Source organism: Peptostreptococcus porci (assembly GCF_009695815.1).
GTDB lineage: Bacteria > Bacillota > Clostridia > Peptostreptococcales > Peptostreptococcaceae > Peptostreptococcus > Peptostreptococcus porci.
In genome coordinates this window covers 402,974-424,613 of the sequence record NZ_VUNE01000001.1, presented here as the reverse complement: position 1 = coordinate 424,613, position 21,640 = coordinate 402,974, and the positions used below count along the sequence as shown (strand labels likewise).

Sequence of the window (21,640 nt, the reverse complement as noted above, 5' to 3'; positions counted from 1 at the left end):
CGTGGGATGTTTTTTAAATTATTACATTAACGATTAAATTTTTTAATATTTATATACTTCCATCCAATTCATTTGATAATATCCATCCTGTCACACTAACATTTTTGGTAGAAAAATATGTTACTTTACACCACATTCTAGATGAATTTTCGATAAACGTATCTTCAACATAGACCATATCGCCTTTTTCTAGCGTGTCTGTTATCAAGGAATTTTTGTCGTGTTTTTCTCTGACATTTGCTTTTACAGCCGTAACATATTGTTCACTTCCTATAATAGACTTCGATAGTTGCAATAGCCTCTTGTTTTTCTTAGATTCTGCAACCATATTGGCACTGTCAGTCGCAACCTCTGATGAGCTTTGATTTCCATTTTTCTTATTCAGTATTTTTTCTCTGAGTGCAATCGCATAATCATTGTCTGGTAGTATATTTATCATTTTTTCAATCTGAAGAAATGCAGAGTCCAAATCATTTTTCAAGTATAATAACTCAATTTCGTTGATCCATTTATTTGCTGCATCCTCTATCAATTTATTAATATTCTTTATCAGTTTTTCGTCAGTTGTAGATATTGTCAGCAATCTTTCGATAGCATTTTCATAGTCCTGAGACATAACCATTGAATTAGCTTCTTTCAACAATTCCATATTTTCTAAGATAGACTCAATTTGCTTACATTTTTTATCATATTCAATATCACCAGTTTCATAATATAAAATTTTGTAAAGCTCCATCGCCCCCCTATAGTTTTCATTTGTCAAATATTTATTTGCATCTGCTTCCAAATGAGATATCCTTGCTGAGTATCTCATAAAAATCAGACCAAAAATGACTAACAAAACCAGCACCAAGAAAATTATTAGTGCCAAAATTTTATTTTTACTTCGCTTGACGACCTTTCTATGTTCTTCAAATTCATCCAAATCTCTTCTGGTATCTTGTTCCTTATATCTTCTGATTGCTTCGCTGTCCAGCTTTATTTCTTGAGTGTTTTGACTCAAATCTTTGCTATCGATAACTCTATGCTTATTTATATTTTTATTTTTCCATATCATTATCTTCCTCCAAACTGCTAGAAATCAATAAATTCCTACTCTTCATCAATTCTAGATTCAATCATATAAATTAGGGATTCCATCGGCATATCACCCATTTCTGCCAACAGCTCAAGTGTTACTTTTTCAAAATCAGAGCTTGCCGTAATGGTTTTTAATACATTGAATCTCGGATTTATCATCAACAAATAGTCTTTTACAAACGGGTATTTCTCAAACATTTCTTTAACTGATGAGCTAGATTTAAAGCCTAGCCTGCTTACATCAAATACTTCTTCATCGACTTCCTTCGGCAAGTTTTTATACATTCTCTTTATTTCATTTTCAGGAATATATTCAAGTGCAAATTCAAATCCCTGCTTTCTAATAGTATTCAAAATCTTTACCCTTGGTTCAATCACTCTAGAAAGCATATTAACAACATGACTACTAAAAGATTCTAATCTAAAGTTATCTTCTCTATTCTCATAGTAATCCCTCATTATGTCATCATATTTTTCTATAGCTTTACCGTAATCTTCTTCTCTTTTGTATTTGTTTTCGAATACTTTTAGTTCTAACTCCATTCTTGGTTTAATATCTGGATTTTCATCAGGATATCCAAATTCCAAGCCTAAAGCTGGAAAAGTATACTCTGGAAGATCTAACAAATCAATTAATTTTTGAGAATCGTTCAATATGCTTCCCAAAAAAACGCCGCCTAATCCCATACTTTCCAATGCTACCATAACATTTTGTGCGCTAAGTAATGCATCAGAAAAGCCTTGAAAAAATCTATCCATAGAATTACTATAATCTGTATAAACATCCTTACTTGCGGCAATCTTTGCATTTCTATAAGCATCCACAACGAATATCCACACTTCAGGTGCAACAGACACGTGTTTCTGCATACAAATATCAGATATTTCCTTCTTTAAATCACTATCGGTAATTCTTATTATACTATATCCCTGCATAGCAACACTGGAAGATGTCTGATTCGCAACATCCAACAATGTTTTTATAACTTTTGGTTCAACAGCCTTGTCCTTAAATCTTCTTATAGATCTGTGATTAAGCTGGTTCTTTATAGTTTCATTAACAATGTTATTATTCATTACAATTATCCCTCCATAGATTATTTATATGGATAATCTATACCCAAAAAACACACTATTGCTTCTATTCTTTGCCAAATTTTTTGTAAAAAAAGTTTCCTAGTGTATCACAGCTAATTGCCAATACTGCACCGCACAAGAATGAAATAATAACGTATAGAATCTCTCCACTCAATACATTTATTCCCATTGACGCCACACCGAAAGTCGTAAAGCAACCTATAAACGCTCCAGGTATAAACCACAACACTTCAGCCTTTGCCTGCCAACACATCGTCGCAGAAATCACCCCTGTCATAATAACTGAAAGTGCCATAGAATCTGGAACAAAACTTGAAACAAACATAGCTACCAATGCGGAAATCATTCCTGACATAGTCGAGAATATTGCCGTTTTTACGCCTTCTAACCCATGCTTACCAGAAGCGAAATAAGCTGTACAGCCAGCAAATCCAACCCAAGTTATCAATCCCAAAGCTTGAAATGAAGAAATTAATCCCCAAATTCCACAACAAATTCCCGTCCCTAATCCAAGGGCAAATAACATACTCATTTATCTCATACCTCCATCTTATATATTCTTAAATAATTAATCCAATTCTTTTTTAGATACTGCAGCTTTTACACTTACACTGTCGATTGCACCTATTTTACCTGTTAATTCGTTAATATCATCCATTGTTCCAATCACTGTGATACTTACAACAGAAATTCCTTCTTCTGGAAATGGAAGTCCCATTCTACCTCTAACAATATCCTTGTATTCTGACACAATGCTATTGAAATCACTCTGGCTTTTTACTGGATTATCCAATACAGCACTTATAACTGCAACTCTTTTTTCCATAAATCATTTACCCCCTTGAAAATATTTTCTCGTCTTCTATATTATACTACATTTGAGTTCGAATTCTCAAAAATATATATCAAAAAAATAAAGATTTATTGCTTTTTTTTGATACTAGTTATAAAATATAATAAATCAAAAAATGGAGGGAAAATATGTTCGATATAAAGATTTTTGATGGTCTATCCACTGAAGAAAAATATGCTTCAATGGTTATGGCTATAAGAGGACTTGTCGATACCGACGATTCTGTAGTAAGCAAATTAGCAAATGCATCTGCATTGATAAATGCGATTGTTGGAAGAATGAATTGGTGTGGATTTTATTTAGACAATGGAAAACAGCTTGAACTTGGACCTTTTCAAGGAATGCCAGCATGCACAAAAATAAATTATGAAAGTGGTGTTTGCGGAAGAGCTTTTAGCACAAAAAAGACCTTGAGAGTAGATGATGTTCACAATTTTGAAGGTCATATCGCCTGTGATGCTGCATCCAACTCTGAACTTGTAATTCCTATCATAAAAGATGGTGTTTGCAAGGGTGTATTAGATATGGATAGTGCGGAGTTTTCACGATTTGGTGAGCTAGAAGAAAAATATATAGGTGAATGTGTAAAAATTATTGAAACTTATGTATTTTAATACTACTAATTAATATATCCGCAAAATTAGTAACAAAATTAGTAATGATTTTATAAAAAACAGAAAGACATGGCTCACATTATAGTTCTCAACAAAAATTATAATGTGAGCTTATTTTTATTTGGTATTTAGACAATCTTTACAATATGATCGTATTTCGCTATGTTTTTCCATCTGAATACTACCCCATTTACCCATCTGAACTAACAAAGGAATAATACTTTTTCCATCCTCAGTCAGCGAATACTCAACTCTAGGAGGAACCTCATTATATTGAGTTCTAGTTATCATACCGGCATCCTCCAACTGTTGCAGTGATTGAGTTAGCATTGTATTCGTAATATTGCCCAACTTTCTTTTTATATTACTATTTCTATGAGGCTTTTCATCTGCCAATATACATAGAATTGAGCTTTTCCATTTACCACCTGCAATATCCATACAATATTTAATAGGGCAAAGTAGCTCCTCTCCTCTAAAATTTTCTTTTTTCGATTTTGACATTTCTTTTTTCGATCTATAGCCTACACTGTTTTTCATAATATCACCTCTAATATTATTATTTCAAGAAAAATATTATAAATAAATATATTGAAATTTCACAAAAGTATTGTTTTTAGTACCTAGTATTTTTTTTATGCGTACTTGTTATTTGTTGCTTATATGATATCATTATATCAAAGAGATAAATTTTTCTCAATATCATAACAGATAAAACTTTTATCTAGATTAGTATTTTAATTTTTATGGAGGTATAGCAATGAAAGTAATCGAATTTTTAAACAATGCAAAGGTATATTATTTGGCAACAGTCGACGGAGATCAACCACACGTTAGACCAATAGGTTTCGTGATGGATTACAAAGATCAATTAGTATTTTCAACTGATGCAAGAAAAAAAATGTGTAATCAAATTAAGAAAAACCCAAAGGTTGAAATAAGTGCAATCGATGAAAATATGAATATCCTTAGACTTACTGGAAAAGTTAGATTTATTACAGACACAGATTCTCAAACAGCAGCTATAAATGCATTCCCTCTTTTCGGTCAAATGTATACTGTTGGTGACAGCAATTTTGAAATATATACACTTGATGAGATAGAAATATCTTACACAACTATGACTGGAAAAAAATTGGACGGTATTGAGTTATAGTAAATAGGAATTGAACTATGGAAAACAAATATTACAAGCGAGTAAAGGAAAGCTTTGATAAACAAAATTTTCTTGGCTATATTGGTGCTAATCTGGAAGATGCAGATTATGGGTCAGTAATTATCTCATGTAATAATAAGCCTGAACTAACTCAGCAACAAGGATTTTTGCATGGTGGTTTAATCACAACATTGGCAGATGTATCATGTGGCTATGCCTCATTGACAACGATGCCAGATGATTGTGAAGTCCTTACTGTTGAATTCAAAATCAATATAATGAATGCAACAAAAACAGATAAACTTATTTCAAAAGGAAAAGTGATAAAAACAGGTAAAACTTTAGTGATTTCAGAAGCTGTCGTAACAGACTCAACTGGAGAAAAAATAATCGCAAAGATGTTATCAACGATGATAGTTGCAAAAAAATAATACATATTAGGTATCTGTATATAAGGAGAAATTAGATGACCAAAAATAATTCTAAAAATAGAATATTAATAGTAATTCTACTAACTATTGCTGGCGGATTTATCTACGCAATGAACTGTGGAATTAGAAACAACTATGGAATTATGTTAAAATCCATAGTGGAAAATTCTGGAACGACAATTGCATCAGTCAGCTTTGTTTTTGCAGTGGCTCAACTTACATTTGGTGTTGTTCAACCGTTGTTTGGAATACTTGCAAGTAAAAAAGGTAATTTCCTTACACTTGCAATCGGTGCAATATTGACAACGTCTGGTATGTTACTTGCTCCATACAGCAAATCAATTCTTACGCTGACAATATGTATCGGAATACTTCTTCCAGCGGGTACAGGCGCATTATCATATGGATTGATAATAGGTTCTGTCTCTACAAAAATACCACAAAAATATATGTCTACTGTTTCAGGAATAATAAATGCATCTAGTGGACTTGGCAATTCGTTAATGTCACCACTACTAAATACTTTAATAGTTGGAAGCGGGCTTGCATATGCGATGAAAATTTTTTCAATCCCTATGTTGGCAATAATTCCAGTATCGTATTTAATTTGTAAGAACAGCTCAAAAAAAGTAGATGATAAGGTAGATAATAAAGAAATAAATACAAATGCAGGTTTTGATACGCCAATTAGCAATAAAAAAATAATCTCAACTAAAGAATTATTTACATTAGCATTGACAGATCGCACATATATTTTATTGATGATTGGATTTTTCACTTGTGGATTCCATATGGCAATTATCACAAACCATTTGCCAACTGAATTTATGTCATTTGGATTCTCTTCACAGCAATCATCTTATGCTTTTTCTATTTATGGCATAACTACCATCATAGGTTCAGTAGCTGCTGGGATATTATGTGATAAATTCAAGATGAAAAATGTACTAGCATTTCTGTATGGTTTAAGACCGCTTACAATAATATTATTCTTTATTGTTCCGAAGACAATTTTCACAATTACTTTGATTGCCGGATTATTTGGCATATCCGGTGCATCAACAGTTTCTCCTGTTTCTGGAATAATTGGAAAAAACTTTGGAAGTAAATATTTGGCAACATTATTCGGATTTGTATTCTTGTTGCATCAAATTGGTGGGTTCATAAGCGCTTGGTTGGGTGGAATTCTATTCGAAATGATGAATTCTTACTCAGCAATATGGACTGCAGACATTTTACTATGTACACTTGCTGCTATTGTGAGTTACATGATTTATGAAAACAAAAAAACTGCATAATACAGTTCATTAAAAACAGCTAATTCAATATCCCCTTGATAATACTGAATTAGCTGTTTTTTTATATATTTTATCATGTTGGTTATATATTTTATCACGTCGCTTAATATACTATATCATGTGAAATTGATTCATAAAACATCTTCTCTACTTCTGAGAAAACTTTTGTTTTTGCTGTTATCCACATCAATTTGCACACTGTTGACTCTAATGTCATATTAAAGTTTTCAAGCAAATTGATACTTCCCTTTATCTCATTTCCAACTTGATACACCTCAATATTACTTCCCTCATGAGGAACTGAAGTTGTAAATACAATTATTTTTCCCTGCTGAGTCAGCTTTTGTATTGTCTTGAAAAGCGACTTTTCATCATCATAGGTTGGCAACCCTCCTACGCCAAAGCCTTCCACCACAATAACATCAGAAATTTCTCCAACAAATTCAAACACCTTATTGCTTATACCTGGAATCAATTTGATAATATTTACATTTGAATTTAACTCATCATAAAATTTCACAGGTTTGTCTATTTCTTCATTTATATAGTAAATAACTTTTTCATTAAAAATCATTGCAACAATCGGATAGTCAATACTATCGAAAGCATTGTAACTATGTGTTCTCGTTTTTCTAGCTCTAGTGCCTACAATTACCTTCGAATCAAAAACTATATGAACACCAGAAGATTTTTCATCACATACAAAAATAAATGAATCATACAAATTTTTTCTCGCATCTGTATCCTGTAGGTAAATTGATTTTTGTGATCCTGTCAAAACTATGGGCTTTGCTGAATTCTGTATCAAATACGACAATGCCGAACCTGTGTATGCCAATGTATCTGTTCCATGAGTTATTACAAAACCATCATACTTTTCATAGTTTTCCCTTATACAATTTGCTATTTTTATCCATCTTTCGGGACTCATGTTGCTACTATCTATGTTCATTAATTGTATTGTTGAAATTTTGCAAAGCTTCTCAATTTGGGGAACAAATTCAATAATTTCCTCGCTAGTAATGCTAGGAACTAGCCCTACATCAGTTGGCTTCGAAGCAATTGTGCCACCAGTGGCAATCAAAAGAATATTTTTCATCTATTTCTCTCCTCCACGCTGTATTAATTTTACGCCTATTAACAATACAAGCGCAAATATTATTAGGTATGTCAGTTTTATGCTTACAAGACCTATCTTGAACATGGGTCTATTATATGCAATTGTTCCAACTAGAACTACCAATATTATCACCATTCTATAAAACTGATGTTTTCTATTCTCTTCTTCAACTGACTGACTTTGCTTTGAGTTTCTCATCTTGTGCAAAATAATCAAAAATCCGATTATAGAGGCTAATAGTGTCATTATATCCCCATTTGTAATATAGGTATTCCACAACACAAAATCTTTATTTATTATTTTTATTATCGCTTCCACTCCACCCCTCAACAATAATAGATAACCTGTTAGCGATATTGTCGGCAGAATAGTATTTTTCACCATTAATTTATTCATAACTCCTCCAAAAATTTTTTCTGTAAATAATTATACAACATTTTTATAAAAAACAGTATTAATTTTCGTTTTTTTATAAATAAAAACATCGATACTAAAAATCCCAATTGAAATTTATTCAAGAATGAATCTATCAGTATCGATGTATCGTTTGAAATTTTCACAAGAAAAATTATTTGATAATGAATTTAAATTATCTGTAAATAATATTTAGAATAGACCTGAAATAATTCCATTCTCATCAACATCTATTCTCTCTGCCGCTGGAAGCTTTGGTAATCCAGGCATCTTCATAATAGCTCCAGTCAATACTACTATAAATCCAGCACCCGCAGAAACAGTCATATCTCTGACCATTATTCTAAATCCAGTTGGTCTACCAAGCTTTGTCTGGTCATCGGAAAGTGAGTATTGCGTTTTTGCAATACATATTGGAAGATTGCCAAAGCCTAGACTTTCTAATTCTTTCATCTGTTTAAGTGCATCTGCTGTAAAATCCACACCATCTGCACCATATATTTTCGTTGCTATTGCATCAAGTTTTTCTTTAATAGTTTGATTTTCATCATAGCAGTACTCAAAATTATTTTCGTTGCTTTCAATAAGCTTTATGACCTCTTTTGCAACTTCAATTCCACCATCTCCACCTTTTGCCCAAACTTCTGATAATGCGACATTTACTCCAAGCTCATTACATTTTTTTTCAACCAATTCTAGCTCTGCCACTGTATCAAGAGGGAATCTATTGATTGCAACTACTGCTGGTAGCTTATATACTTTTGTGATATTTTCAATATGCTTTAGCAGATTTGGTAATCCCTTTTCTAGAGCGTCTAAGTTTTCTTCGTTGAGATCTTCCTTTGCTACACCTCCATTGTATTTTAAGGCTCTTACAGTTGCAACAATTATTACGGCATCAGGTCTTATCCCTGCTTTTCTGCACTTGATATCCAAGAATTTTTCTGCTCCAAGATCAGCTCCAAATCCGGCTTCAGTAACAACATAGTCACTCATATGCATTGCCATCTTTGTCGCAATAATCGAATTACAACCATGTGCTATATTAGCAAAAGGTCCTCCATGAATAATTGCCGGTGTTCCTTCAAGAGTTTGAACTAGATTTGGCTTTAAAGCATCTTTTAATATTGCCGCCATCGCCCCATTTGCATTTAATTCTCTCGCAGTTACTGGATTTCCGTCATAAGAGTAACCTACAACTATATTACCAAGATTCTCCTTTAGTTCAGAAATATTGTTAGAAAGACAAAATGTAGCCATAACTTCCGAAGCCACAGTGATATCAAAACCGTCTTCTCTCGTAACACCATCGACCTTCTTGCCTAGACCATCTACAATATTTCTTAGTTGCCTATCGTTCATATCAACACATCTTCTCCAAACCACACGTTTTGGATTAATGTTAAGCTTGTTTCCTTGATAGATATGATTATCGACCATCGCCGCCAACAGATTATTAGCAGCTCCAATTGCGTGCATATCTCCTGTAAAATGAAGGTTGATATCTTCCATTGGGATTACTTGAGCATATCCACCTCCAGCTGCTCCGCCTTTTATTCCAAATACAGGTCCCATTGAAGGCTCTCTAAGAGCAGCGATAACATTTTTACCTAGCTTAGAAAGAGCATCCGCTACACCAATAGAAGTAGTGGTTTTACCCTCACCAGCAGGCGTTGGATTTATCGCCGTAGTTAAAATCAATTTACCATTTTTACTTTTTGTTCTCTGAAGAACATTATAATCTATCTTCGCTTTGTATTTTCCGTATAGTTCAATATCGTCTTCTGACAGTTCTATTTTCTTTGCTATATTTCTTATATCCTGTGGCTTTGCCTCTTGAGCAATTTCAATATCAGACTTAAAATTCATTACACATTCCTCCATCCATACATAATATATTAACAACATTTCAAGCACAAATAATTCGTATAAAGACGAACTATATTTTATTTTTCGTATTTATAGTATATATTATTTTTTTTTATTAGTCAATAATATCTCCATTACAAATGCGAATTTGAAAACCATAAAATTATGAGTGATTATTGCTCTCCGTAGGTTATCAATAAAATCCTCCAAAATCCTTGAAAATAAAGGATTTATCGCAATGTGTTCGCCTTATCTCTTTATATGATTTCACACAAGTTTACTCTTTCCCTGATTGCTCATAAGGGCAAATTCAAGGGCAAGAAAATCTGATAACAAGATATAACAGAGTGTGGCAATCGGAGAACTGTGACATATGTGCGAATATATTATAACGGAGGATTTTTAATGGAAAAGTATATTTATGATGAAAGCAACGGTCTGTGGTATGAACTACAAGGAGATTATTATATTCTTTGTCTTACATTACCAACCGAAAAAGAACACAAGCCTATCGGCTTATGGGGACAGCGACACAAACGCTATTTACAGGAACATAACAAAATATTTTACACTACGCTGCTCACAAGTGGTAAGTTAAATGAATATCTTGTCGATGTCGATAAACAGACGGAGGAACACTTTGAAAGGCTTGTGGAACAGATGAAACAGTCGCAGGGCATAACAGAACAGTTAAAGTCGGAAAACGCCTTAGAGTGGGTGCAGAGAACGAATAATATACAAGCGTGTGCAAGGGAGATTGTGAATAAGGAAATTATCTTCGGATAAGTAGATAAAGACGGCAGAGGGTAAAAGCTCTGCCGCTTATTTTTATTTTAGTTTCGTTACTAAACTTGACAAAAAGCTCTCTTTTAATTATAATTACTGTTATATAACTGTAATTATAAAATGATGAAGAGGTGAAAACAATGCCACCAAAGGCGAAAATTAAAAAAGAGATGATTATAGATGCGGCATTTGAGATAGCACGAAGTGAAGGAGCAGAAAAAATCAATGCACGAACTGTATCAAAAAAATTAGGCTGTTCCACTCAACCTGTTATGTATCATTTTAAAACAATAGAGGAATTGAAAAAAACTGTATATGTTAAGGCAGATGAATATCATTCCGAATATATAACTAATATTCAGAGTGAAAATCCGATGAAAAATATTGGACTGAATTATATACGCTTTGCTGAAACAGAGAAAAATTTGTTTCGGTTTCTCTTTCAAACAAATGAGTTTATAGGAAAAAACATTTCTGAGTTGATAAATTCTGAAGAATTACAGCCTATTATAGCTACACTCAGTAAAGAGGCAGGGATCAATACAGAACAAGCAAAAACTATTTTTCGCTCATTGTTTTTGATTGCACACGGATATGCAAGTATGTTTGCAAATAATGAAATAACCTATGACGAGCAGACGATTATATCTGATTTAGAGTTGGTATTTGATGGAATAATTTATTCATTAAAAGGAGGATTATAATGTATCGTTTATATAAGAAAAATGAATTAAATTTCTCATTAGTTTGGATTATTTCCTATGTTGTTTTGTTCAGTGTTGCTGACAGCTTTTCTGCTTCGCTTGGCACTGAAAAAATAATTACTGCACCCGTTGCTATCGTTTTTACATTGCTTCTTTTAGGCTTTGTGCATAAACACAACTTAAAAGAAAAAAACGGTCTGTGTTCTTTTAATGGAAGCCTTAGAAATTACTTATATTTTACTCCGCTACTTCTAATTATAAGTATTAACCTGTGGAATGGCGTTACGATGAAGTTATCTGTTTTAGAAACTGTGTTATATATTTTAAGTATGCTCTGCGTTGGATTCATTGAAGAAATTATTTTTCGTGGATTTCTGTTCAAAGCATTATACAAGGATAATATAAAGTTGGCGATTGTTATCTCAAGTGTTACTTTTGGAATTGGACATATTGTAAACTTACTAAACGGAAAAGATTTAATACCTACACTCTTACAAGTTTGTTATGCAATCGCAATAGGCATTCTTTTTACGATTATTTTTTACAAAGGAAAGAGCCTTTTGCCGTGTATTATTGCACATAGTTTTGTAAATTCTTCGAGTGTTTTTGCTGTTGAAAATTCTTCAATGAAGTTTCATATTATTTCAAGTGCAGTATTATGTATTGTTAGCGTAAGTTACGCACTGTGGATATTGAAAAAAACAAAACAATTTGATGAATATGAAAATAAAGATAGGCGGTGATGATATTATATGCTAACTATTATTTCAGAATGGATATATTGCCCTGTATGCGGCAATAAAACCCGTACTATGATACGGGAAGACACGGAATTAAAAAACTTTCCTCTCTACTGTCCAAAATGTAAGCAGGAAACAATTATCAATGTTCAGGATATGAAAATCACGCTTGCAGTTAGTAAATTTATGTATGCCGCCGCTATAGATAACACCATAACGGCGGTTTTTCAATGCCTATCGGCCATCTCTGTCAAAGGATTTTTTATGCTGTTTTTGCGGTGGTTTCTGCTTGTTGCGTTCCTGTATCTCACGTAAATGTTTTAGTACGCTCTGCTTTTCGGGCGGTCTGAGCTGTTCTTTAGCGGTGGCTATCGGTTTCCTGCTGGTTTGGCGTTCCCACTCGGCAAGGTCACGGTTGTACTGTTCCACAACGCTTTCCATTTCTCGGAAAGTACGCATAAAAATCTGAACATCGGGATAACCGTCCTCTTTGAGCGTGTCGGGGATTTTATCCAGTCTGTCGGCAATATCCGCTTCGGTTTTTTGGATTTTTACCTCCAACGCTTTTCGCTCTTTGCCTTTGAAAAGTCCCTTTGTATCGGCAAGCTGCTGTTTCAGCTGAGGCAGAACTTTATCCTGCAAGTTTTTAATTTCCCTTGCCTTGTCCTGTACCTTTATCATCAGATTTCGCATAAGACGGAACTCTGCCATATCAATATCAAGCGTAGGTTTGGGCGGCATATCCTTTTCTCGTATAAGGTTTTGCAAAAAATCTTTTGCCTTTGCCACAATTCCACGGAACAGATTAGGCAGCCAGCCTTTGTTCTTGATGGATTGGCTTGCTTTTTCGTGTATCTCGGTCTGCTTGACTTCTAAAATCTTTGCTTCGGAAATACCCGATAACAACGCCATATCCGCTGTCCTGTTCCATTCCTGCCTTGCGGTGTTGTCCGCTTCAATCTCTGCGGCTTTGGGATTGTTCTTGCCGATTTTTTTGGTGGGAAGATAAACGCTGTTCTTATCAAATACCTTTAACTGCTGTTCGGGATCAGAGATGTGGCGATTGATAAGGTCGGTGTAAATCTCCTTTACCTCCCGAAGAAAAGGCTCGCTTTTGAGTTTATCATCTTTCACGGTAAAGAGGTGGCATTCGTAAACCTCGCCCTTTTTTATGACGGTGCAGCCTTTTCGTATCTGCCCGTCCTCTCCTGTGATTTCTTTCTTGGTGCGTACCCTTTTGCCTGTTTCATCATAGAACACGCTGCGTGTGGCTATCTTGATGTCAGGTTCAGGGAGCAGTTTTCTTTCGCTGAAGATAAGATGGATATGATAGTTTGTTTTGCGTTTATTGTGATGGTGAGCAGACACACACTCTACGCCGTATTGCCTGCGGAACTCCTCCGTAAAATCTTCAAGGACTTCCTGCGGCTCATACCTTGTATAAATTTCGGGCAGGGCAATAATCAATTCCCTTGCTTCGATACATTTACCCTCTGTGCCGCTTCGCTTAAATTCCTGTTGGCTTTCCCTTGCAAGATTCTTCCAAAATTCATTGTCGGCGGTGCGGTAGGTGACATAGAGATTTTCCTGCCTTGCGTGGCTTGTGATATAGGATATTCTTCCCTTAACATTTGGTAGCTTCAACATCTGTAAAAATGAGTATCTTGCCATATACTCCTTCCTCCCGTGACGGGCATACTCTTTTTGCAACCGATAAATCGGTTGCCGCTGTTTCGGCGGCGTAAGCAGACGGACAGCGAAGAAAACAGCGGGCTGTTTTCTTCTGTATCATAGCGGCGGCGCATTGCCCGAAGCTGTGATACAGAGCCCCCTGCAAGGTCGAAATACCCAGAGTACAAATCGAAGATTTGTGCGAGGGGTGTATTTCGCTCTCAAACGCCGAGGGCTTGGAGAACGGTTATGCTACTTTGCGGACATCGTTTTCATTGAGTAGGTTTCTTCCCTGGTTGACGCTCATAAATCGCTCTAAAGTATCCCTGCGGATAATCGCTTTTCTGCCGACCTTGAGGACGGGAAGTTTGCCCCACTCTACCAACTTACGCATTGTATTTCTTCCGATACCCGTACATTCTGCTGCTTCTTCTATGGTTAAACCCATTTTGATATTGCTCATTTTATCTACCTCCTTTCAAAATACGCATTTTGCAACTATGTAACTGCAATTATACTTATTTCGCTATCTCTTGTCAACTTGTTTTGCAACTGATTAAGAAATATTTTTACCTATTATTAAATTTATGGTTGCAAAATAGGTTTTGCTATGCTATCAGCAATAGGAGGTGAAAACCTTGAGAAAAGAAATTACATTCACCGCAAAACAGGTCGGTGAACGAATGAAAGAACGCCGAACAGAATTAAACTTAACAATGCCCGAACTTGGTAAGCGTGTCGGAGTAAACAAGTCTACCATTCAAAGATATGAAGCGGGCGGTGTAGACCCGAAGCGCACAATGATTATCAACGGACTGGCAGAAGCACTCCTGACCACTCCCGAATGGCTGACGGGACTTTCCGAAGATAAGGAATACGACAGCCGCACTTTATGTGCAAGGGATATGGAGGAACATATCAAAAAATATCTTGATACGGTTTCTTCTGTGGTAAAGGGAGAACCGCACCAACAACTGCTCACTACATTCCTCGGAAAGATGATTGACCTTTATACGGTTATGACTTATCACTTTGCAGACGCTATGGCTGAGGTTGACCGTGTAGCGGAGGACGAGAGCTTAAAGCAGTCCTTACGCCGCTATGCGATTGAGTCAGGGGCGATTATGGAAAGAGTTTACCGTAAAGAAATGGAACTTCCTATCGAGGATATGAAGCAGTTTTTAGATGGGATTTTACATATCTACGATGAGGGACGCACCGCTGTAAAGATGGGCGACCTGTTCGGGATAGTGACAGCAGCCGAAAAAAGGGTTGCTGAAAAAGAAAAATTCCGTGGCTCTTTGACAAGTGAAAACGATGACTGACACTCATCGACATAAGTAACCTTATTACTTTACGCACACCATATGTCACAGTCCCGATTGCCACGGATAGAAAGGGGAAATTTGTCTATGGCAAAAGGTTCTGTAAGAAAAAAAGGTAAAAAGTGGTACGCACGCTTCTACATCGAAGATGAAAGCGGCAGAAAAGTACAGAAAGAGTTTGTGGGAACAGAAAGCAAGTCTGAAACAGAAGCCCTGCTCAGAAAAGCAATCGCTGACTATGAGGAAAAGAAATTCGTTGCGAAGTCTGAAAACATCACGGTTGGTATGCTGCTCGATCTGTGGGTGGAGGAAGAACTGAAACCCGGCAATCTCAGCAATGGTACGGTAATGTCCTATCAAGGAACGGTCAATCGTATCAAACAGCACCCGATAGGAAACCGAAAGCTGAAAACCGTAACCGCCGACCATTTACAGGCATATATAGATTTTCTCAGCTTTGGTGGTACAAATCCTGACGGAACAACCGCAAAAGCACTCAGCAAAGGGTATCTCCGATTGTTTTCGGCTGTTTTACAAGGGGCGTTCCATTTTGCAGTATTCCCGAAAAGGCTGATAACCTTTAACCCGATGCAGTATGTGGTATGGCGAGGAAAGAAAGAAGAATACGAACTGTTCTCGGACGAGGACGGAGAAACAACTTCCACACCAACGCCCAGCTACGAACAGTATCAGAGGTTAGAGGACTTTCTGAAAAAGAAAAACAATCCTGCACTTCTGCCTATACAGATAGCCTATTATTCAGGCTTGCGTATTGGAGAGGTATGTGGTCTGACTTGGCAGGACATCAACCTTGAAGAACAATACCTGACAGTACGCCGCAGTATGCGTTACAACGGGGCAAGGCACAGAACAGAAATAGGGGCAACAAAGCGTAAAAAAATCCGTACCGTGGACTTTTGCGATACGCTTGCCGCAATCCTGAAAGCTGCGAAAGCAGAACAGCATAAAAACCGTTTCCGATACGGGGAACTGTATAGCCTTAATTACTATTTGGAGGTTAAAGAAAAAGACCGCACCTATTATGAGGTTTACAGTCTGTCGAGGTCGGAGGAAGTCCCAGCAGGGTACAAGGAACTATCCTTTGTCTGCCTTAGACCTGACGGAGCATTTGAAGCACCGAGTACGGTGGGGATTATATGCAGGACAGCGAGAAAAAAGGTGGAGGGATTGGAGGATTTCCACTTCCATATGCTCAGACACACCTATACAAGCAATCTGCTTTCAAATGGAGCTGCCCCGAAAGATGTGCAGGAACTTCTCGGACACGCTGATGTCAGTACCACAATGAACATTTACGCTCACGCTACAAGGGAAGCGAAGCGTACTTCCGCAAGACTGCTGGATAAGGTAATCGGCGGAGAATAAAAAATTTCCCTTGTTTCGGCTCATAAGGGCAAAAACAAGGGAGAATACATAAGGTTTGAACATTTAATAGGCGATATGCCTTGAAAATACAAGGTTTATAGAGTATTGAATAGATAAATTAGAATTTGTCTATACTAAAAACTGGCAAAGCAAAAGCAATAAGATTTTCGACTTTGAACGATATATGCAAAGCTCTCAATTGCCAACCTGGTGATATACTGGAATACATTGATGATGACATAGATGAAGTATAATTGCCAAATTATTTCTAAAAAAGTGCTATCTCAAAAAAACTAAATTGCCGTAGGTTTTATCTACGGTAATTTTTTGCATAAAATTGTAATGTAAGCGACAAAACAAACAAAAAGGCATACCCTACATTCATTTCCATATATAGAGAATGTGGGTATACCTTCTATTTGGGACTCTTATAAGTCAGCCCCATTTTTATCTTATATATATTTAATACTGTGCGAACTTGCTACCAAATTCTTCGCATTTTTTTATCGCAGCGTCATCTGGAGTTTCATTAACTATTAAGCCTTCATCATCAAACAAGTCGGCACCTGCATCATTGACTCTGTCTTGCCAATTTCTCATCCATTCACCATCACCCCATCCGTATGATCCAAATAAGGCAACTTTCTTTCCTGAAATAGATTTTTCGGCTTCTTCAAAAAACGGCTCAAATTCTGCTTCCTCAAGAACTTCCATTCCCATTGAAGGGCAACCAAACATAAGCATTTCATAATCAGATATGCTTTTTGAATCACTCGAAATATTGACTAGATCAAACTCTACTCCAGCATTTCCCAAGCCTACACCTATAGCTTCTGCCATTTTCTCTGTGTTTCCTGTTCCACTCCAATAAAATACTCCAACTTTTTTCATGATTTAACCTCCACCTATGCAATCTGTAAATTATTTTTTGTTCGGATTAAAATATTTTCTATACATTCTCCACAATCAAGTCTTTTATTAATAATACTTTTCATATTATCATATGATTTGAAGATTCGCTTCGTCTTTTCAACATTTTTGTAGACTTTCCAATATCCACAGTACTTATAATTTTGTCCTTTATTATCGATAAAGCCCATCACATCATTTATTGGATATCCCAAAAAAAGCCCGATTTCATGCGGAAACGCACTGTTTATCATTCGCTTCTCTAATATTGACAAATTGTCCTCTAAAGTACGGTCAGTCGAATATCCAAACTCAACTAGCAATCTTCCAACTTCTTTATCCAAAAAATGCTTTTCTAGCAACGATTTCTTATAAACAAAAATCAGCACCCTATTCTCGCATTCACAAATATTTTTAAAATACAAATCATATCTATTAAATTGTGAATTATACTGCTCCAATACTATTGATATCTCAGGTATCTCTGATTTAATTATCGAAACCAAGTTAGATACTTTTTTCCCCAATAAAACAGGCGAACAGAAATTTGCAAGCATCTTTTCGAATTTAGAATTTAACATAGAAAATATCACCTCCACAAAGTTATTGATTTTTATTCTCAATAACTATCTAATATCATTATATTCAGTTTTTAATTTTTTGTCAACACAATTGAAAAATATTTTCAATTATTATTACAATCTTTTATAGTAAAATAAAAGCAGAAAGGTAGTAGATTGCTAGTGTTTTTTTAGAATATAGGTATTTACAATACCTAGTAAATTTATTATAATGTTCTATAACTATTCTTTTAGCAAATATTTTCCCAACTATTGAAAATTTTTCAATTCATACAGCTTTTTGCAGATATTTGTATTTTGTTTGACTTGATCATTTTTAATATTCGTGTGAAAGAATTCAGATTGAATAGATTATACTATTTTAGTGAGGTGATTTTATTGAGTATCATAGTTCAAAAATACGGTGGAAGTTCGTTAGCAGATACTGAGAAAATTATGCGAGTTGCCAACCGAATTGTTTCTACAAAAAAAGAAGGAAATCAGGTAGTAGCGATAGTATCCGCAATGGGTAAAACCACCGATAATCTAATCAAGCTGGCAAAAGAAATAAACGAAAATCCATCAAAGAGAGAAATGGATCAATTGCTGGCTACTGGGGAGCAAATTTCCATGTCCTTGCTAGCAATGGCAATTGACAACCTTGGAGAAAAAGCACTTTCTTTATCTGGTCCACAAGCTGGAATTAAAACAGATTCGACTCATAGCAAGGCAATGATTACAGAAATAGTTTCAGATAGACTTTTAGATGAATTGAAAAATGATAATATAATAATTGTCGCTGGTTTTCAAGGTGTCACAGAAAACCATGACATTGCCACTCTTGGAAGAGGTGGCTCTGACACATCAGCAGTTTCAATCGCAGCAGCTCTAAATGCAGATTTGTGCGAAATATTTACAGATGTAGATGGTGTATATGCTTGCGATCCTAGAATTGTACCAAATATAAAGAAGCTTTCAGCCGTTTCTTATGACGAAATGCTGGAATTGGCGAATTTAGGTGCCAAGGTTTTACATTCTAGATCGGTTGAGGTCGGAAAATCACATAATGTTACAATCCATGTAAGATCAAGTTTCAACCATAATATTGGTACAGTTGTTAAAAAGGAGGTATCATCAATGGAGCATAATGGAGTAATTACTGGCATTGCCCACGATTTTAATATAGCAAAGGTAGTTGTTTTTGGAGTACCAGATAAACCTGGTGTAGCTGCAAGAATATTCAAGGAATTAGCACTTGCAAATATAGGTATTCAGATGATTGTTCAAAGTGCTCAGACTGAAAATCAAAATGATATAGCTTTTACATGTTCACTTGATGATGCAAGAGAAGCAAAGGCTATTTTGGAAAAAATTTCTAATGATGTCGGTGCGAGAGATGTTGTTATTACTGAAAACTTGGCAAAAGTAAGCATTGTCGGTGCAGGTATGATGACTCATTCAAATATTGCTTCTAGAATGTTTGGAACACTTGGAAAAGCAGGTATAAATATCGATATGATAAGTACCTCTGAGATAACTATTTCGGTTATTGTAAACTCAGATCAATGCGAAAAAGCAGTAAGGGAGCTAGCCGAAGAATTTGATTTGATAGACTAATAAAAATTGGCGCCAGTGGTTTTTGAATATCAACTTTCGATGAAATCAAAAACCATCAACGCCAATTTTTTATGATAATATTTTAGGAACTAAATTTAATTAATATCCTGTATTATACTTGGATCCTCTGAAGAGCTACTACTGCTCGTCGTTTCATTTGACTTACTCTCTTCTTTTGAATTTGAAGATGTTGAGCTTACTCCCCAAATTTTCCTAATTTGATCCTTCAACTCATCAAATGACCAAGATTTATTCGTGTTGACTATACTATTCGGATCATTTATCAAGAAATCACCATTTTTGTTATATCCTTTAATAACAATAATATGACCTCTCTCTGTAAATATACCTGGATTCACACTAACTATTAAAATCTGTCCATCATCCAAAGCCTTCTTCATCTTTGCCTCAACAGGTACTATATCCTTAGATGTCAAACCATATTTGGATAGACCTTTCTCAAATAATGACCAGCTAGTGTAATTGTCATCGGATACATATCCGCTTTCCTGACTATATTTTGCCACATCATATGGGTTGACACCTGATGAGCTATCAAAATGTCTTATTACCATTGCCAATGATGTAGGTCCACAGCCAGATAGACCTATCATTTCTTTTCCATATTGTCTATAACCCCATCTTCTATCCCATTGTAGGAATAGTGGAACTGACCCATCGACATAATAGCTTGAGCTTATATTGCTTGATAGTGCCTTGTTATTATACTTATCTTTATCTTTATAACTATATACATAATCAACAGTTTCAGGATTTCTAGCCAACAAATTGATAAATTCATTAGGATAGCTATCTATATTTTCGATAATATAATCCAGCCTTTCTGCTTCATTTATACTAAGCTTTGGTCTAATGGCTTCAATCTTCTTGATTTTTTCTTCTTTGGTTTCTGAAGAAGCTGTCTTCGATTTGTCTGCTGTCTTTGTTGAATCAGAAGATGTCGTTGTCGTTTTTGTAGTTGTAGTGCTTTTTGAAATTTCATTCTTGTTAGAAAAAAACTTATCTATCGCAGCCGCAATAAATAAAATAATCAATAAAGCCACCACCAACACAAGCCCCATCTTTTTGAAGTTAATTCTAGGTTCGTTTTTTTGACTATTCTTTTTATACACATCATTTCTGAAACTAGCCCCCTTAATAAGAGATTCGTTTTTCAGAGCTTTTTCTTCAAGTTTTTTATCGTTTTCTTTTTTCGAATTCTTTAAGGCTTTTCTTGAAACTCTAGAAGTCTTGCCTGGCTTTTCTCCACTTTTCATTAATCTGATCAGCTCTTCGATTTCGCCTTCTCTCTTTTTTATTTCTTCCTCATAGGTTACTGCATGATCACTAACAGCATCAAATTTTTGAGTCTTTTTGTCATTGTCATAGTATGAGCTTCTTTCAAAATCGGAATATTCCTTATAAATCTCGACATTTGATTTATCCATTGCAGCTCTTTCTCTTGCAACCTCTCTAATAGTATTCCTATTGTTCAATAGTTGCTCTACATCAGTAATATCCCCCAGAGAATCAAATTCTATTGTATTTTGATTATCCAGATTTTCCAAATCAACACCAGAAGAACCGTCATCATCAAGCTTTGACTCTCTCTTCTCTCTTTTTAACTTTTCAATACTTTTCACCCTGTCAAAATCAGGAGTTATTTTGTTTGAAACAACCGGCGAAGACTTTCTAGTCGCAATTATTTGCTCATTCATTGATGCCTGTCTTCTTTTCAATGAATTTTCTTTGGCTTCCTCCGGCGTTACTGTTTTTATTGAAAACTTATCCTCTAAGCTCTGCTCTTCCGTTGTCTCTAAGTCTGATTTATGTATCTTTTTTAGACTATTTTCGTTGAAAACACCTTGTTTATCTATTAAATCTTGAAATATATTCGAATACTTATTTTCGGTCTTGCTACCTTTAAAAGTATACTTCGTCTTCATCTTATTCTTAGATACCATGTATTTCCTCCTTTCAAATTTTATACCTTAAAATTCTATAATATA

The 21,640-nt window shown here is 35.2% G+C and carries 24 protein-coding genes and 1 pseudogene; 12 read left to right on the top strand and 13 right to left on the bottom strand.

The window, feature by feature from the left end; genetic code table 11:
- Window positions 1–49: 49 nt before the first annotated feature.
- The 4 genes from FYJ71_RS01860 to FYJ71_RS01845 form a co-directional block, all read right to left on the bottom strand.
- Entirely contained in the window at window positions 50–1,057 is a 1,008-nt protein-coding gene (locus tag FYJ71_RS01860; protein ID WP_154537107.1) for an SH3 domain-containing protein, read from the bottom strand.
- Window positions 1,058–1,092: 35 nt separating this feature from the next.
- Window positions 1,093–2,157 (bottom strand): NADPH-dependent oxidoreductase, encoded by a 1,065-nt coding sequence (locus FYJ71_RS01855; protein WP_154537106.1) that lies wholly within the window; start codon window positions 2,155–2,157, stop codon window positions 1,093–1,095.
- Window positions 2,158–2,221: 64 nt separating this feature from the next.
- The gene (locus tag FYJ71_RS01850; RefSeq protein ID WP_154537105.1) at window positions 2,222–2,710 is read right to left on the bottom strand and encodes a DUF1097 domain-containing protein; all 489 of its coding nucleotides are present in this window, start codon (window positions 2,708–2,710) and stop codon (window positions 2,222–2,224) included.
- A gap of 36 nt (window positions 2,711–2,746) precedes the next feature.
- Complete coding sequence (locus tag FYJ71_RS01845) at window positions 2,747–3,004, bottom strand: TM1266 family iron-only hydrogenase system putative regulator (RefSeq protein ID WP_154537104.1); 258 nt, start codon at window positions 3,002–3,004, stop codon at window positions 2,747–2,749.
- Window positions 3,005–3,159: 155 nt separating this feature from the next.
- On the opposite strand from FYJ71_RS01845, the gene FYJ71_RS01840 reads away from it, so the two are divergent.
- Window positions 3,160–3,645, top strand: coding sequence for a GAF domain-containing protein (locus FYJ71_RS01840; RefSeq protein WP_154537103.1), 486 nt, complete (start codon window positions 3,160–3,162; stop codon window positions 3,643–3,645).
- Between the two features lie 117 nt (window positions 3,646–3,762).
- On the opposite strand, the gene FYJ71_RS01835 is transcribed toward FYJ71_RS01840, so the two are convergent.
- Entirely contained in the window at window positions 3,763–4,185 is a 423-nt protein-coding gene (locus tag FYJ71_RS01835) for a winged helix-turn-helix transcriptional regulator (protein ID WP_320799342.1), read from the bottom strand.
- A 220-nt stretch (window positions 4,186–4,405) separates the two neighbouring features.
- Here FYJ71_RS01835 and FYJ71_RS01830 point away from each other — a divergent pair, with 220 nt between their 5' ends.
- The 3 genes from FYJ71_RS01830 to FYJ71_RS01820 are packed head-to-tail and all read left to right on the top strand — an operon-like array spanning window position 4,406 to window position 6,530.
- Window positions 4,406–4,801, top strand: a complete 396-nt coding sequence (locus FYJ71_RS01830; protein WP_154537102.1) for a pyridoxamine 5'-phosphate oxidase family protein — start codon at window positions 4,406–4,408, stop codon at window positions 4,799–4,801.
- 17 nt (window positions 4,802–4,818) lie between these two features.
- Window positions 4,819–5,232 carry a PaaI family thioesterase gene (locus tag FYJ71_RS01825; protein WP_154537101.1) on the top strand — a complete coding sequence of 138 codons (414 nt, stop codon included), beginning with the start codon at window positions 4,819–4,821 and terminating at the stop codon, window positions 5,230–5,232.
- A gap of 35 nt (window positions 5,233–5,267) precedes the next feature.
- On the top strand, window positions 5,268–6,530 hold the full coding sequence (locus tag FYJ71_RS01820) for an MFS transporter (RefSeq protein WP_154537100.1): 1,263 nt from the start codon (window positions 5,268–5,270) through the stop codon (window positions 6,528–6,530).
- A 103-nt stretch (window positions 6,531–6,633) separates the two neighbouring features.
- Here FYJ71_RS01820 and FYJ71_RS01815 read toward each other — a convergent pair whose 3' ends face one another.
- The 3 genes from FYJ71_RS01815 to FYJ71_RS01805 form a co-directional block, all read right to left on the bottom strand.
- Complete coding sequence (locus tag FYJ71_RS01815; protein WP_154537099.1) at window positions 6,634–7,629, bottom strand: asparaginase; 996 nt, start codon at window positions 7,627–7,629, stop codon at window positions 6,634–6,636.
- Window positions 7,630–8,046: a hypothetical protein gene (locus FYJ71_RS01810; protein WP_154537098.1), complete on the bottom strand. Its 417-nt coding sequence runs from the start codon at window positions 8,044–8,046 to the stop codon at window positions 7,630–7,632.
- 210 nt (window positions 8,047–8,256) lie between these two features.
- Window positions 8,257–9,933 (bottom strand): formate--tetrahydrofolate ligase, encoded by a 1,677-nt coding sequence (locus FYJ71_RS01805; RefSeq protein ID WP_154537097.1) that lies wholly within the window; start codon window positions 9,931–9,933, stop codon window positions 8,257–8,259.
- Window positions 9,934–10,308: 375 nt separating this feature from the next.
- On the opposite strand from FYJ71_RS01805, the gene FYJ71_RS01800 reads away from it, so the two are divergent.
- The 4 genes from FYJ71_RS01800 (at window position 10,309) to FYJ71_RS10200 (ending at window position 12,478) form a co-directional block, all read left to right on the top strand.
- Complete coding sequence (locus FYJ71_RS01800; RefSeq protein WP_456299527.1) at window positions 10,309–10,719, top strand: TnpV protein; 411 nt, start codon at window positions 10,309–10,311, stop codon at window positions 10,717–10,719.
- Between the two features lie 140 nt (window positions 10,720–10,859).
- Window positions 10,860–11,423, top strand: coding sequence for a TetR/AcrR family transcriptional regulator (locus FYJ71_RS01795; RefSeq protein WP_154537096.1), 564 nt, complete (start codon window positions 10,860–10,862; stop codon window positions 11,421–11,423).
- A complete protein-coding gene (locus FYJ71_RS01790) occupies window positions 11,423–12,166 on the top strand; it encodes a CPBP family intramembrane glutamic endopeptidase (protein ID WP_154537095.1) in 744 nt (247 codons plus the stop codon). Before FYJ71_RS01795 ends, FYJ71_RS01790 begins: the two co-directional genes overlap by 1 nt.
- 9 nt (window positions 12,167–12,175) lie before the next feature.
- Entirely contained in the window at window positions 12,176–12,478 is a 303-nt protein-coding gene (locus FYJ71_RS10200; RefSeq protein ID WP_456299526.1) for a cysteine-rich KTR domain-containing protein, read from the top strand.
- On the opposite strand, the gene FYJ71_RS01780 is transcribed toward FYJ71_RS10200, so the two are convergent.
- Window positions 12,398–13,834: a MobA/MobL family protein gene (locus tag FYJ71_RS01780; protein ID WP_154537094.1), complete on the bottom strand. Its 1,437-nt coding sequence runs from the start codon at window positions 13,832–13,834 to the stop codon at window positions 12,398–12,400. The two genes, FYJ71_RS10200 and FYJ71_RS01780, sit on opposite strands and share 81 nt — an antisense overlap.
- Before the next feature lie 247 nt (window positions 13,835–14,081).
- Window positions 14,082–14,297: a helix-turn-helix domain-containing protein gene (locus FYJ71_RS01775; RefSeq protein ID WP_154537093.1), complete on the bottom strand. Its 216-nt coding sequence runs from the start codon at window positions 14,295–14,297 to the stop codon at window positions 14,082–14,084.
- Between the two features lie 175 nt (window positions 14,298–14,472).
- Between FYJ71_RS01775 and FYJ71_RS01770 the strand changes: the two genes are divergently transcribed.
- The 3 genes and pseudogenes from FYJ71_RS01770 to FYJ71_RS01760 all read left to right on the top strand — a co-directional run.
- Entirely contained in the window at window positions 14,473–15,159 is a 687-nt protein-coding gene (locus FYJ71_RS01770) for a helix-turn-helix domain-containing protein (protein ID WP_195836880.1), read from the top strand.
- Between the two features lie 87 nt (window positions 15,160–15,246).
- Window positions 15,247–16,545 carry a tyrosine-type recombinase/integrase gene (locus FYJ71_RS01765; protein ID WP_154537092.1) on the top strand — a complete coding sequence of 433 codons (1,299 nt, stop codon included), beginning with the start codon at window positions 15,247–15,249 and terminating at the stop codon, window positions 16,543–16,545.
- Window positions 16,546–16,667: 122 nt separating this feature from the next.
- Window positions 16,668–16,799, top strand: a pseudogene (locus FYJ71_RS01760) (helix-turn-helix domain-containing protein); the annotation flags it as partial.
- A 208-nt stretch (window positions 16,800–17,007) separates the two neighbouring features.
- On the opposite strand, the gene FYJ71_RS01755 reads toward FYJ71_RS01760, so the two are convergent.
- Window positions 17,008–17,436: a flavodoxin gene (locus FYJ71_RS01755; RefSeq protein WP_091992686.1), complete on the bottom strand. Its 429-nt coding sequence runs from the start codon at window positions 17,434–17,436 to the stop codon at window positions 17,008–17,010.
- A gap of 14 nt (window positions 17,437–17,450) precedes the next feature.
- The gene (locus FYJ71_RS01750; protein WP_154537091.1) at window positions 17,451–18,035 is read right to left on the bottom strand and encodes a DUF3793 family protein; all 585 of its coding nucleotides are present in this window, start codon (window positions 18,033–18,035) and stop codon (window positions 17,451–17,453) included.
- A 369-nt stretch (window positions 18,036–18,404) separates the two neighbouring features.
- On the opposite strand from FYJ71_RS01750, the gene FYJ71_RS01745 reads away from it, so the two are divergent.
- Window positions 18,405–19,631 carry an aspartate kinase gene (locus tag FYJ71_RS01745; protein ID WP_334296320.1) on the top strand — a complete coding sequence of 409 codons (1,227 nt, stop codon included), beginning with the start codon at window positions 18,405–18,407 and terminating at the stop codon, window positions 19,629–19,631.
- 95 nt (window positions 19,632–19,726) lie between these two features.
- Here the strand turns inward: FYJ71_RS01745 and FYJ71_RS01740 are convergent, their stop codons facing one another.
- Complete coding sequence (locus FYJ71_RS01740; protein WP_154537089.1) at window positions 19,727–21,595, bottom strand: C39 family peptidase; 1,869 nt, start codon at window positions 21,593–21,595, stop codon at window positions 19,727–19,729.
- Window positions 21,596–21,640 lie beyond the last annotated feature (45 nt).

What these genes read in the sequence shown, in the direction of transcription:
- FYJ71_RS01855 (WP_154537106.1), bottom strand. Translation starts at nt 2,157, where the DNA reads ATGAATAATAACATTGTTAATGAAACTATAAAGAACCAGCTTAATCAC.
- FYJ71_RS01820 (WP_154537100.1), top strand. Translation starts at nt 5,268, where the DNA reads ATGACCAAAAATAATTCTAAAAATAGAATATTAATAGTAATTCTACTA.
- FYJ71_RS01845 (WP_154537104.1), bottom strand. Translation starts at nt 3,004, where the DNA reads ATGGAAAAAAGAGTTGCAGTTATAAGTGCTGTATTGGATAATCCAGTA.
- FYJ71_RS01815 (WP_154537099.1), bottom strand. Translation starts at nt 7,629, where the DNA reads ATGAAAAATATTCTTTTGATTGCCACTGGTGGCACAATTGCTTCGAAG.
- FYJ71_RS01750 (WP_154537091.1), bottom strand. Translation starts at nt 18,035, where the DNA reads ATGTTAAATTCTAAATTCGAAAAGATGCTTGCAAATTTCTGTTCGCCT.
- FYJ71_RS01780 (WP_154537094.1), bottom strand. Translation starts at nt 13,834, where the DNA reads ATGGCAAGATACTCATTTTTACAGATGTTGAAGCTACCAAATGTTAAG.
- FYJ71_RS01765 (WP_154537092.1), top strand. Translation starts at nt 15,247, where the DNA reads ATGGCAAAAGGTTCTGTAAGAAAAAAAGGTAAAAAGTGGTACGCACGC.
- FYJ71_RS01755 (WP_091992686.1), bottom strand. Translation starts at nt 17,436, where the DNA reads ATGAAAAAAGTTGGAGTATTTTATTGGAGTGGAACAGGAAACACAGAG.
- FYJ71_RS01825 (WP_154537101.1), top strand. Translation starts at nt 4,819, where the DNA reads ATGGAAAACAAATATTACAAGCGAGTAAAGGAAAGCTTTGATAAACAA.
- FYJ71_RS01810 (WP_154537098.1), bottom strand. Translation starts at nt 8,046, where the DNA reads ATGAATAAATTAATGGTGAAAAATACTATTCTGCCGACAATATCGCTA.
- FYJ71_RS01740 (WP_154537089.1), bottom strand. Translation starts at nt 21,595, where the DNA reads ATGGTATCTAAGAATAAGATGAAGACGAAGTATACTTTTAAAGGTAGC.
- FYJ71_RS01840 (WP_154537103.1), top strand. Translation starts at nt 3,160, where the DNA reads ATGTTCGATATAAAGATTTTTGATGGTCTATCCACTGAAGAAAAATAT.
- FYJ71_RS01775 (WP_154537093.1), bottom strand. Translation starts at nt 14,297, where the DNA reads ATGAGCAATATCAAAATGGGTTTAACCATAGAAGAAGCAGCAGAATGT.
- FYJ71_RS01830 (WP_154537102.1), top strand. Translation starts at nt 4,406, where the DNA reads ATGAAAGTAATCGAATTTTTAAACAATGCAAAGGTATATTATTTGGCA.
- FYJ71_RS01835 (WP_320799342.1), bottom strand. Translation starts at nt 4,185, where the DNA reads ATGAAAAACAGTGTAGGCTATAGATCGAAAAAAGAAATGTCAAAATCG.
- FYJ71_RS01795 (WP_154537096.1), top strand. Translation starts at nt 10,860, where the DNA reads ATGCCACCAAAGGCGAAAATTAAAAAAGAGATGATTATAGATGCGGCA.
- FYJ71_RS01790 (WP_154537095.1), top strand. Translation starts at nt 11,423, where the DNA reads ATGTATCGTTTATATAAGAAAAATGAATTAAATTTCTCATTAGTTTGG.
- FYJ71_RS01860 (WP_154537107.1), bottom strand. Translation starts at nt 1,057, where the DNA reads ATGATATGGAAAAATAAAAATATAAATAAGCATAGAGTTATCGATAGC.
- FYJ71_RS10200 (WP_456299526.1), top strand. Translation starts at nt 12,176, where the DNA reads ATGCTAACTATTATTTCAGAATGGATATATTGCCCTGTATGCGGCAAT.
- FYJ71_RS01850 (WP_154537105.1), bottom strand. Translation starts at nt 2,710, where the DNA reads ATGAGTATGTTATTTGCCCTTGGATTAGGGACGGGAATTTGTTGTGGA.
- FYJ71_RS01805 (WP_154537097.1), bottom strand. Translation starts at nt 9,933, where the DNA reads ATGAATTTTAAGTCTGATATTGAAATTGCTCAAGAGGCAAAGCCACAG.